Below are 12,255 nucleotides of genomic sequence, written 5' to 3' on the forward strand. Positions count from 1 at the left end.
GCCCTGAAAATGCCGACCATGGAAAGGATTCATATGCTGCACCTTTAGCTAAAACAGTCTTCAGCTTACCATTCGTGGTTATTTGCAACAGTGCCGTAATATCCGCATCACCTTTTTGAGTCGATTCAAGTATTTCATAATAGCGCTTGCGCTTATTCAAGATAATAGGTGACATCGCATATAGACGGATACTCTGTTGATCCATCTGTGCTAAAGCCAAGTCAATCAGTGTACGTGTAATACGTCCATTACCATCATCAAAAGGGTGGAGTGTCACAAACCATAGGTGAGTAATACCAGCGCGAATCAATGGGTCAAGCAAGGTATCGGTTCTACTCGTATTAAACCACTGGATAAACTCATCCACACGATGTTCTAAACCTTCTCGTGGTGGCGCTTCAAAATGCACAGTAGGGTGATCTATACGGCCAGAGACAACCTGCATCGGTTCATACCCACGTAATTGTCCGATCCTGATACGTTGTATCGTCCAATCAGTTTCATTAAATAACCATTGGTGCCACTGCAATAATCTTTCGACTGATAAGTCTTGTTCAAAGTTATTTAAGGCGTCCAACATGATATTGGCTAAACCATCTGAACGTTCAGAGCTTGGATAGGGTTGCTCCAGCGAGACACCTAGACGTTTTGCCAGAGATGAACGCAGCGAATAAACATTCAGCGTTTCATTCTCAATCGCTGAGGATGAGACCAGATTGGCAATCAGGTTGTCTAGTGTAAGGTATTCTTTTTCAGGGTTATGCTGGCTTTGTCCAAGCAGGATTCCAATTTTTTGATGAATGTGTCTGGTGAGTGGAAGAATACTTTCATCTTTCCATGTAAAGCTTGTCCAGTTCGGCTGTTTCCAAACCCAGTCATCATACATATTTGGTCATCCCCTGAAATAGTGAAGAATAGGAGTGAGTCGATTGCAGTGTATATTTGACTCATTGAGTGAGTCAAATAAATTAATAATTCAGCTCGGAATAAAGACTTTAACGATAAGTTTGTGCAATAAATGTTGGGGTCTGTAAATAGTTATATGGAAAGGAAAATGCCTATAGATGTGATTGCAAAGTGTCTTCACGGCTGAGGTAGCTGAGTTTTACTTAGAACATAAAACAGGGATTTCTTCATTGCTTAGCTACATATCGGCGACTACTTCGCTTACAAGTTTAGTTATCTAGCGTGAACACTCGACTGATCCTGATCGAGCCAAGATAGAGATGGGAATTCAGTACATAAGCCGACAAATTCCTGATCTTCTTCAGACCACAAAAATACTAAAAGTATAGGATTGATTGTTTATTAACATTAGTAAATTTCCATACTTTTAACTCAAGTGTTCAGATTATTTTTAATCCGCCTCTTTTTGAAAATTCAGTTTAGCACAGAGAAGAGTTTTCCTTATTTTGGAGGAGAATTTATCAGTGACGATTTTTCTATTTTTAAAAATGTGGATGATTATTGTTGAATTTTTCGAAAAATAAAAGTGACCAAATTTAATCTCAGAACGATATTTAAAATGATCTCTGAATGCTTGCTTTTCCTAAATGTATTGATATACAATGATTTCAGATAATGTCACTTAATGAAATTTATTATAAAAAAGTGGGTGACTTTTGCCAAGGTTGGGGTCGCGAGTTCGAGTCTCGTTTCCCGCTCCAAATTCTAAAAGCCTCAATCAATAGATTGGGGCTTTTTTTATGTCAGTACGATGTTGCATCTACAGTTATGCGCTTTCTTTAGTTATACAATATTTTCAGTATAAATCTGTTGGGTTGTTTCGACCTGCTCTGCTTTTATTTTCTTATCAATTAACCATCTGAATTGTGAAAGTGCAGAATCAACACTCAAGGCTTTCATGGGGTGTGATGGATTGAGCATAATATTGCGTTGTTGCCCTAATATCATTTCCTTATCTTCATTAAATGCCTGAATGATGCCGTTATATATTGCATCGGATACTGCGTGATCATCCAGTGCGAAGTCACGTGCTTGCCCAAAAAAGTAATGTGTCGAGTGCTCCGTTTCTGGGGTGAGTGCTTGTGCGCTTTTGAATGAAATGGCATTGGCTGGTTTTTCCTCATAGCTTCCTGTGCCAGTCGGGTACATCCCTGCATCCATCAGTAAGATACTTGGAATTAAAAAATCATAATACATCCAGCGATCTACCTTAGTATTCTCATCATAGCCTGCATGCTGTTTGGAATAGCCTGGCGCTTCGGTATTGTTGACCATTTTCTCTAAGCGTAAGCCATCGTCATTGCGTGTAACTTTGGGGAGAACACTGGCATAGTCTGGTGAGCCACCCAGTGTTGTTGGATGTAAAAATGGCAGATGAGAAAAATCGAGTAAATTGTCTGCGATCAGCAAATAGTTTACAGGATAATGCATGTGACCATTTGGCTTGTACGCCCAATCTGGATGGTCATACCAAAAGATATCTGGAATGAGATTTGGATCAGCCAAATTTTCATCTCCCATCCAAATCCAGATCCACTGATTCTTTTCCACCACGGGAAAAGTCTGAACGGACATTTTGGGAAGTCTTGTTTGTGCTGGAGCGCTAATGCATTGTCCATTTTTATCAAAGATTAAACCATGATAATTGCACTGAATGCAGTCATTGACTTTTTTACCTAAAGACAGTGGCGCTAGGCGATGACAACAGCGATCGATCATCGCTCTGACGATATGTTCTGAATCACGCCAAAATAGAACAGGCGTGTTTAAAATGGTGCGGGAAAATAAATCCTCAGCACCGACTTCATCCGTCCAAGCAGCCACATACCAACAATTTTTGACAAACATATTCAATATCCTTATCCATGGGTATCTATCGAGCATCATTTTCAGCGAAGCCAATCGAAAGCGAGCCGCTGATGCGATAGATCCTTACACTGACGTCATGTTGCGTATAGCCTTGCGGCACGATTAGCCTGACGCTTTGTATGAAAATCCTGAATGGTTATACTATGAAAAGGGCTACACCTTAGCAATTCAATGGGGTAATAGGCGTCATGATTGAAATCGATAATCAAAAAATGGATTTGAATTTGCTGTTTGTGTTTTATGAAATATATAAATTTCAAAGTGTCAGTAAGGCGGCGTTAAGTCTGAATCTGTCACAGTCTGCGGTAAGTCACTCTTTAAAGAAGCTCCGACATGTATTTTCAGATGAGTTATTCATTCGCAATGGCAATAAAATATCTGCCACGATCAAAGCCCATAAAATTTTCAATCAACTTGATCCGCTGATTGATTTGTTAAGGGAAAGTATTTATCAAACCATCGATTTTCAGCCTGAAACGTCGACAAGAACATTTAAGATTGCCATGATGGATATTACCGAAATCATCATGCTGCCTCGAGTTTTAAATTATTTGTTAAAACATAAATATCAGCTATCCGTTCAAGTGGTGAGCTCCAATGCAGATACGTTGTATCAGGATTTAAATGAAGGGAAGATCGATATTGTCGTGGGTAGTTTTAATGACATTCATCCAGATCTTTATCGTAAGCGACTGTTTGAACATGAATTTGTGGTGATTGAACATGCAAAAAATGATCACGGCACGCATGCGGAGCTCAGCCAAGCGCAATTTCTACAAAGGCAACACATTGTGGTTTGTTCCAGCTCAGATGCGACCTTTTCAAAAATGGCGTTAGAACCATTTGGACTCAAAAGGATGCATCTTTTAGAAATTAATAACTATTTACCTCTACCGTGGTTATTATTTGAAAATGATTGTATTGCAACGATTCCACAAGGATTGTCGAAAATATTATCAACCAATATGAAGCTGAATACTTATGCGCTGAATTGGTTTGCCAATGAGTTTTCTGTGGACATGATTTGGTCAGCAAGAGTGAATAAAGACCCTGCGATTTTTTGGCTGGTTAATTTAATCTATGATCTGATGGTCGATGTGCGTAATAAAAAAGGCGATTATCAAAATATTTTTTAATCTTGTTTATTTTGTTTGTTCTGCTTAGAAAAGCCTTCATGATGGGCGAATGAAACGCCCAAGTCACAATGTATGATGTGGATGCATTGCTGATTTAATTTGATGAACTAAAATCGCCTGTTATGGCATTTATTAAGACGCATAACAGGCGAATTCGGAATTAGCGCCCTGTTTTTTCTTTTAAAAACTGGCGTGCTTGTTTGATACGCTGTTTCACAGGTTTTGGTACTTTTGGCACGACCAATTTAGCGGCTTGATTGAACCACACCAACAACGAAAAATCACCTTCCATCTTGATCTGACCAGACTGCATGCCAGTCATAAATGCACTTGGGTCGCCTTTTAATAAGGTTTTTACCGCATATTCACTATCCACGAACTGGATTTTAAAATCAGCGGCTTGAGATGCGCCTGAAGTGCCAGATGCGGTCGAGACTTTGCCTTGATCGATAATAATCTGGCGAGCCACGCCTTGTTCTGTACCGATTTCAATGCAGAAACGTCGATCATAAATGAGTTCAATAAACTGTGGGCTGGTACGTGCCAATTGCTTCATGCGGAGCACTAAGCCTGCGATCAATAAATCCAATGGATCGGTGGTGACATCAACCGCAGGGAGCTTAACAACGGGTAAAGATGATAATTTCATCGACATTTTCCTAATCTTTGTATGGTTTTCTCAATAATGCCGATGCTAGCATAATCCAAATCAAAAAAAGATGGCTTTTCTATATTTTAGTTGTAAGTATTTGGTCAATACAGATGGGATTCGACAGTGCTATTGAAAATCAATTGAAAAAATACAGCAAAAAACACCATGTGCAAATGCATCACCATTTGCACAATGTTTGGACAAATTCAGTCGTCGTATACAGGCGTATGCTCTATATATTTGACCTTGGTGTCCGTTAGTCGAGCCAAACGGCGATCATTCATGGCGATAATGACTGTAAAAGCCACCAAGCAGACCATCATGGCACTGACATAACCATAGAGTAGTGGCATGTCGAATACACTTTGAATGCCTGCTCGAAGCAATTCTAACCCGCCCCAAAACACCATGCCTGCGCACATAAACACAAGCCAATAGCGATAGCGGGAAAATGCGATGAGCAATACAGCCAAGCCAACCAATGATCCCCCGATAATTGTGGCTACATTTAATGCAAACATTAAAACTCTCCTACCAAATAGACACTGGCTTACAGCGTCCAATGAATTGATCTTCGAATTTAGAATAGAACAACGTGGTGAGATCAATTTTCATACACATACCGTTGTGTACTTAAATTGATTATGCAATTTTTTTGCGGAAAAAAAAGCCCTTGAACGCATTGCTGCGACACAGTGTGACGCTGTATATTTTTAGTTCGATGTAGGGTGATGCATCAAGTATGCTGGATACTATATGTTGTGTGGGTTTGATTTATTACAGATTACGCTGATCGCTAAAGATGTTCTCACAAATTATTTTTTAATGACAAATTTGTAATATTTAAATATCTGATTTATATCATTATTTCACTTTAATCACGTTGTAATTACAAAAGTAATACAGCCGATATGCAGTGCTTAATTTACGACCCATACATACTAGATGTAGTGGGTCGTAGTCTATTTATGCACGGTATAAATCTTTGTCATGCAGACCCAAAAGATAGAGAATCCCGTCTAATCCAACACTGGAAATGGCTTGATTGGCATTTTCACGCACCAATGGCTTCGCACGAAATGCCACGCCAAGACCTGCAAGGGACAGCATCGGCAAGTCATTGGCACCGTCACCAACGGCGATCACTTGCTCGGTGGAAATGCCGAGTTTCTCTGCCATTTGTTCAAGCAGTAGCGCTTTGCGGGCACCATCGACGATGTCGCCTTTGACGATACCTGTGACTACACCATTTTCCACATCCAAAATATTGGCATGGACTTCATCAATGCCAAGTTTTTGTTGTAGATATTCAGCGAAATATTGAAAACCACCAGACAAAATTGCCGTTTTATAACCCAGCGATTTTAAAGTGGAGATGAGGCGCTGTGCGCCATCGGTAATGGTGAGACGTTCAGCAATTTTTGGTAAGACACTGGCATCTAAGCCTTTGAGCAAAGCCACTCGAGCACGGAAGCTCTGCTGAAAATCCAGTTCACCTTGCATGGCACGCTCAGTAATCTCGGCAACTTGCGCACCCACACCTGCTTCCAGTGCCAATTCATCGATCACTTCTTGGGTGATCAAGGTTGAATCCATATCAAAGCAGACGAGACGACGATTTCGACGATAGACATTGTCCTCTTGTACGGCGATGTCCATATTGTGCGCAGCACTCATCAACATGCAGGCAGAGCGCATCGCTTGTGCATCGAGCATTTGACCGCTGAGCCCAAATTGAATACAGGCGACATTTTCATGCGCTGGCTGATCGACGCTATTTGATGGCAACTCTAAACGACCAGATAGACGCGTCACGGTTTCGATATTAAAGCCTTGATCTGATACGATTTTGGTCACGGATTGTAGGTGTGACGCAGTCAACTCAGGCGCAAGCGCTGTGACGATATATTTGGTGCGACCGCCTTCTGCGACCCATTGTTGGTATTCGCTGGCAGGAATCGGTTTAAAACGAACAGTTAAACCGATCTCTTGTGCCAAGATCAAAATCTCTTTCATCGCCAAAGCGGTTGCAGTTTGATCTTCGGAGCTAACCACGATACCTAAGGTCAATTGATTGTGGATCACGGCTTGACCAACATCAAGAATCTGCAAACTATGTACAGACAATACTTGCATAAGTCGGGTAAACTGATTAGGTTGGTCAGGTCCTAAAAAGGATATAAGAATGATTTCTTGCATGCGCTTTTGCTAATGGGGCTAATCTAAGACTGGCTAGAATGATAATCTATAGTCATGACATTTTAAAAGCACTACATCGTTAACCTTGCTCGATGTACCATGATGTACACGATTTCGCATTGGCTTTGTGTGAGGTTTTAAATTGTCTTTGACTAAAAATTTGCAACGAATGGCTTTGGAAGTTTTAACTTGAATGCACCTCGACAAGGGCTTTTTGCAAGCCTGCTGATCCTCAGTTTTATTTTGCACGGTATTCTTATCGTGGTCGCAACCAATTATTTTTTAAAGGATAATCGTGCAATTCAAGGCGAGTTGTTGACTCGTCAGCTAGTTGCCGATAGTGCCGCAGAGCTTGCACCGCCAAATACTGTGGCATTGGCATTGCTGACTTCACGCTATGCCACCAACCCAAGCATTGCCTCATTACGTGTCTTGGATCAAAACGATCAAGTCTTGGCGACAGCGGGTGCCAATAAAACCCGTCAAGGTGATATCTTTGTCCGTGATGCGGTCGTCAATGAGCAAAAAGTTGGGCGCATCGAAGTGACTTTGATCAAACCAAGCGTTGGTGAATTGTTGCGTAATCAATGGTTGCCACTATTGGTTTCGTTGATTTTACATTTTGGTTTATGGATTGGTTATCGCACCATCGCACGTCCGACACGTTCAGAATTCTTAAGTAAAATGAAGCGTGAAGCCTTACTCAAGCATGAAATTCAGCGTCTTGCCGAAGCGGTTGAGCATGAAAAGCATCAGGCAAGTCTTGCGATTGCCAAAGCACAGCAGCTTTATCAGCGTCCGCATGCCGAATTACAAGTGAAAGATCCGTTGCAGCAAACCCAAGATTCTGAGCATATTTATCTGAGTGTGCAACATTATGATCCAAAACAACTTTTGGGGACGGTCAATCAAAAAACAGCACAAGATTATTTTTACCTGTGCCAATCATTCTTAAATAAAACTGTTGCCTTGTGTCAAAAGCATTATCAGCTCAGTGAAACGGATTTGGAAATTATTCAGCCATTTTATGATGATGGTGCATTGGTGCGTGTCAATAAAAAATCTGCCAATGCGATTGCGGCGATTATCCAAGTGGCGGTGGTCTTTCAGTTGATTTTTGAGGCAGTGTATAAGCGTTTTCGCCATGAAAAGCGCTTTGTTTTGCAAGCTCGCTGTGCCATTGCTGAAGCTCTGCCAAGCATGCAACTGGCGGCGGACAAATCTGCGATTCGTCTAGCGCAGTATCTACATGCCAAGGAAACAGCGATATATTTGAGCCGTCCAAGTTTTAAAGATGTGCGTCATTGCTATGAGTTTTTAAATCTGCCAAATCCGTCTAATGCGCTGACCCGTGATGCGGTGCTGCTGCAAGGCATGAATAATGACTGTGCGCAAACCGCACAAAAAATGCGTGCCGAAATCTTGCTTGGCCCAAAAGCCCATTTGCAAGATGACAATATCACGCCTCGATCTGATCAAGCCTAATATAATCAGTAGTTTAGTCAGTCGCTTAAAGCATCAGCTGATCAAGCAAACCCAGTCACATCCGACTGGGTTTATTTTTTCATTCAATCCAGCCATATCAACGCTCAGCACAGCATCATTCAGCAAAACATTCTCCATAAGAAGATCAGCAAAATCTGTGTGCGACGATTGCAGTCATCGAAAGTACAGCAATTTCTTGCAAAAACCGTTAGAATATGGCGCATTTATTCTATTTTGTTTGTTGCATTGAATTTCGCTTGTACTGAAATTTAAATGCTTTTAAACATTCCCATCGCTAAACAGGTGTAGCTGTAATGCAATTGAGTCGCATTGAAGAACTGGTTGCCGATATTCGTGAAGGCAAAATGGTCATTCTCATGGATGACGAAGATCGTGAAAATGAAGGTGATTTGATCATCGCAGCGACGCATGTGCGCCCTGAAGATATTAACTTTATGATCACCCATGCACGTGGTCTAGTCTGTTTGACCTTGAGTAAAGCCCGTTGCGAACAGCTCAATCTGCCGTTGATGGTCAATCTGAATGGTGCACAGCATGGCACCAATTTCACCTTGTCGATTGAAGCAGCCGAAGGCATCTCCACAGGCATCTCAGCCAAAGAGCGTGCGCATACTGTGCGTACAGCGGTGGCTGCACATGCGAAGCCAAGTGATATTGTACAGCCAGGACACATTTTCCCATTGATGGCTCAGCCAGGCGGTGTGTTGCACCGTGCGGGACACACTGAAGCAGGTTGCGATTTGGCACGTTTGGCTGGTCTTGAGCCTGCCTCAGTGATTTGTGAAATCATCAATGAAGATGGTGAAATGGCACGTCGTCCAGACCTTGAAGTCTTTGCAGAAAAGCATGGCATCAAGATGGGCACCATTGCAGATTTGATTCACTACCGCATGACCAATGAGCAAACCGTTGAGCGTATTGAGTCGAGCACCATTCAAACCGAATATGGTGAGTTCCAACTGTTCCGCTATCAAGAAGCAGGCAATCCTGCGGTACATTTGGCATTGGTCAAAGGCGATCCAACAGATGGTGTGACCACTGTGCGAGTCCACGGCTTTAATCCGACTCGTGATTTGCTCAAGCAGAAAAAAGCCGATGGCTCAAGTGCGTGGAATATCGATTCAGCATTGCAAGAAATCGCTAAAAACGAACGTGGCGTATTGGTGTGGATTGGTCAAAATCAATTGCCTGATCTCGGTCCTGCGCTAGTACAGCAGTCACAGCCACGCCAAGGCAAATCCAATGCAGCACTGTCACAGCAATATCAAACCATCGGTGTCGGTGCGCAAATCTTGCGTGATGTCGGTGTGAAAAAGATGCGTCTACTCAGCTCGCCACTGCGTTTTAATGCACTTTCAGGCTTTGATTTGGAAGTGGAAGAGTATGTGAGCCCTGCGCAGTGTGGACAATAGACAAATTTTTAAATTATTGGTTTTATGCATGATTAATCGCTCCACTGAGCGCAAAGAAATTAGAGGAAAGAAACATGGCAATTCGTAAGGTCGAAGGTGTTTTACATTTAGCAAACGAAGGGCAATATGCCATTGTCGTTGGTCGTTTTAATAGCTTCGTGGTGGAGCACTTGCTCGAAGGTGCCATTGATGCGCTGAAACGTCATGGCGTGGCAGAAGAGCAAATTACCGTGGCGTATGCACCGGGTGCTTGGGAGCTACCTGTAGTTGCCAAAAAATTTGCTTCAACAAAGCAGTTTGATGCCATCATTGCCCTTGGTGCAGTGATTCGTGGGAGTACGCCGCACTTTGATTTTGTCGCAGGTGAATGTGCAAAAGGTCTTGGTGTGGTGGGTCTTGAGAGCACAATGCCAGTCATCAATGGCGTATTGACCACCGACAGCATTGAACAAGCGATTGAGCGTTCAGGTACCAAAGCAGGCAACAAAGGTGCTGAAGCTGCGGTAACTGCGATCGAAATGGTTAATCTGTTAAAAGCGATTTAAGCGAAAGGCAATTAAAAGCATGAATCAAAGTTATCCAACAACCTATGCGGCAAAACGCAAAGCACGTCGTTTTGCTGTACAAGGCGTTTATGAATGGCAAATGAGTGGCAATGCCGTGCACGAGATTGAAGCACGCACCCGTGCCGATAATGCCATGCACAAAGTCGACATTAGCTACTATCACGAGTTGCTCAGCCAAGTCGTGGCAAGTCATGAGACGCTGGATGAATATCTCTTGCCTGCATTAGACCGCCCAGTATCAGCACTTGATGGTGTGGAATTGGCGACCTTACGTCTTGGCGTCTATGAACTGCTCAATCATATGGAAATTCCATACAAAGTGGTTTTGGACGAGTCAATTGAGCTGGCAAAACACTTTGGCGGTGCAGACAGTCATAAATATATCAATGGTGTATTGGATCGAGTGGCAACACAGCTCCGTCCAGATGAAAAGCAACTCTAACTGATTCCATCTACTGGCATTCGCCCATGGCTGAATTCTCAATCATCCGTCAATATTTTCAGTCGCTGACATCACGATCCTTAGCATCGCAATCCTTAGCATCGCAATCCCCGACATCACCAGCATCTGCTGATGTCGGGATTGGCGATGATTGTGCAGTCAGCACAGTACCGCAAGATATGCAGTTGGTCAGTTGCGTCGATACTTTGGTCGCTGGACGACATTTTCCCCTAGATACATCGGCGCATGCCATTGGCTGGAAAAGTATGGCGGTCAATCTTTCGGATTTGGCGGCGATGGGCGCAACAGCGCATAGCATTTTACTGGCGTTAAGTTTACCGAAAATTGAAGATGCATGGCTGGCTGAGTTTAGCCGAGGCGTTGCCGACTGTTGTAAAAGCTACAATGTGCAGCTCATCGGTGGTGATACAACGCAAAGTCCGACATTAACCATTTCCATCACCGCTTTGGGTTGGATTAAAACTGGACAGGCGATCTTACGCGGTGGTGCACAAGTTGGCGATCACATTGTAGTCAGTGGCGAAATTGGTAGTGCAGCGTATGCACTGCGCCACCCGAACAGCGCATTACAATCGACTTTGGACTATCCACAACCACAATTGGCTTTGGGGCAATCCTTAGTGGGTTTTGCGTCAAGTATGATTGATATTTCGGATGGTTTGGCGCAAGATTTAGGGCATATTTTGTCTGCCAGTCAGGTTGGTGCTGAGATTCAACTAGAGCAGATTCCGATTGCCAATGAACTTGCACAATTATCTATTGATCAGCGTTTTGCCGATGTGCTTGCAGGCGGTGATGATTATCAACTATGCTTTACCATCAGCCCTGATCATTTTCAGCGTTGGCAAGCACAGTGTGCACAAAGCAGTGTGACGCCAGTGACCGTCATTGGGCAAATTCAGCAAGACATGACTTGTCATTATTTTTATCAAAAGCAAAAATTTACCCCAGAAAAATCAGGATACCAACACTTTGCCTAAGACGCCGATCAATCTCGAAAATACTCCATTTCACGACCGTTTGACATGGTTTTTAGGTGTAGGCTTAGGTACAGGATTATCACCTGTTGCACCAGGTACCGTCGGTTCGCTCTTAATCTTGGTGCTTTATCCACTGTGGCTTTCGATCGGTTGGGTGGCGACCATCATTGCCATCGTGGTGATGTCCTTGCTTGGGATTTATATTTGCGGGCGTAGCGCCGAAATCATGCACACCCATGATGACAGTCGTATTGTGTGGGATGAATTTGCTGGACAATCGATCACATTAATCCCATTGATTTATCTTGCAAATCTGCCACATTGGTGGATTGTGATTGCTTTTGCATTATTTCGTTTATTTGACGTGTGGAAGCCATTCCCAATCGGCTTTGTAGATCGCAAAGTGCATGGTGGTTTTGGCATTATGCTCGATGATCTTTTGGCAGGCTTGATGGCGATGTTTAGCTTGGCTGTGATTTTGTATATCGTATTGACTTAAAAGGCGT

12 protein-coding genes are annotated in these 12,255 nt (G+C 42.8%); 7 read left to right on the top strand and 5 right to left on the bottom strand.

Annotated elements, in window-relative coordinates:
- Positions 1-886: Fic family protein (locus BLQ60_RS12940; RefSeq protein ID WP_244516055.1), on the bottom strand; the 886-nt coding region annotated here is incomplete at its 3' end.
- 863 nt (positions 887-1,749) lie between these two features.
- On the bottom strand, positions 1,750-2,814 hold the full coding sequence (locus tag BLQ60_RS12945) for an aromatic ring-hydroxylating oxygenase subunit alpha (RefSeq protein ID WP_092621393.1): 1,065 nt from the start codon (positions 2,812-2,814) through the stop codon (positions 1,750-1,752).
- A gap of 209 nt (positions 2,815-3,023) precedes the next feature.
- Here BLQ60_RS12945 and BLQ60_RS12950 point away from each other — a divergent pair, with 209 nt between their 5' ends.
- Complete coding sequence (locus tag BLQ60_RS12950; RefSeq protein ID WP_092621396.1) at positions 3,024-3,971, top strand: LysR family transcriptional regulator; 948 nt, start codon at positions 3,024-3,026, stop codon at positions 3,969-3,971.
- 160 nt (positions 3,972-4,131) lie between these two features.
- On the opposite strand, the gene BLQ60_RS12955 is transcribed toward BLQ60_RS12950, so the two are convergent.
- The 3 genes from BLQ60_RS12955 to serB form a co-directional block, all read right to left on the bottom strand.
- Positions 4,132-4,620: an SCP-2 sterol transfer family protein gene (locus BLQ60_RS12955; protein ID WP_092621399.1), complete on the bottom strand. Its 489-nt coding sequence runs from the start codon at positions 4,618-4,620 to the stop codon at positions 4,132-4,134.
- A gap of 209 nt (positions 4,621-4,829) precedes the next feature.
- Complete coding sequence (gene aciT / locus BLQ60_RS12960) at positions 4,830-5,144, bottom strand: AciT family ciprofloxacin tolerance protein (protein WP_092621402.1); 315 nt, start codon at positions 5,142-5,144, stop codon at positions 4,830-4,832.
- Positions 5,145-5,589: 445 nt separating this feature from the next.
- A complete protein-coding gene (gene serB, locus BLQ60_RS12965) occupies positions 5,590-6,822 on the bottom strand; it encodes a phosphoserine phosphatase SerB (protein WP_092621405.1) in 1,233 nt (410 codons plus the stop codon).
- Between the two features lie 189 nt (positions 6,823-7,011).
- Here serB and BLQ60_RS12970 point away from each other — a divergent pair, with 189 nt between their 5' ends.
- The 6 genes from BLQ60_RS12970 to BLQ60_RS12995 all read left to right on the top strand — a co-directional run bounded on the left by BLQ60_RS12970 (position 7,012) and on the right by BLQ60_RS12995 (position 12,248).
- Positions 7,012-8,307: a hypothetical protein gene (locus BLQ60_RS12970; protein WP_092621408.1), complete on the top strand. Its 1,296-nt coding sequence runs from the start codon at positions 7,012-7,014 to the stop codon at positions 8,305-8,307.
- Positions 8,308-8,621: 314 nt separating this feature from the next.
- Positions 8,622-9,740, top strand: a complete 1,119-nt coding sequence (gene ribBA, locus BLQ60_RS12975; RefSeq protein WP_092621411.1) for a bifunctional 3,4-dihydroxy-2-butanone-4-phosphate synthase/GTP cyclohydrolase II — start codon at positions 8,622-8,624, stop codon at positions 9,738-9,740.
- Between the two features lie 74 nt (positions 9,741-9,814).
- Entirely contained in the window at positions 9,815-10,285 is a 471-nt protein-coding gene (gene ribH, locus BLQ60_RS12980; protein ID WP_092621414.1) for a 6,7-dimethyl-8-ribityllumazine synthase, read from the top strand.
- Between the two features lie 19 nt (positions 10,286-10,304).
- Positions 10,305-10,748: a transcription antitermination factor NusB gene (nusB, locus tag BLQ60_RS12985; protein ID WP_092621417.1), complete on the top strand. Its 444-nt coding sequence runs from the start codon at positions 10,305-10,307 to the stop codon at positions 10,746-10,748.
- 26 nt (positions 10,749-10,774) lie between these two features.
- A complete protein-coding gene (thiL, locus tag BLQ60_RS12990) occupies positions 10,775-11,749 on the top strand; it encodes a thiamine-phosphate kinase (RefSeq protein ID WP_092621420.1) in 975 nt (324 codons plus the stop codon).
- A complete protein-coding gene (locus BLQ60_RS12995) occupies positions 11,742-12,248 on the top strand; it encodes a phosphatidylglycerophosphatase A family protein (protein ID WP_092621423.1) in 507 nt (168 codons plus the stop codon). The genes thiL and BLQ60_RS12995 overlap by 8 nt, the downstream gene beginning before the upstream one ends.
- Positions 12,249-12,255 lie beyond the last annotated feature (7 nt).

The sequence above is a fragment of the Acinetobacter marinus genome, from assembly GCF_900096915.1.
GTDB lineage: Bacteria > Pseudomonadota > Gammaproteobacteria > Pseudomonadales > Moraxellaceae > Acinetobacter > Acinetobacter marinus.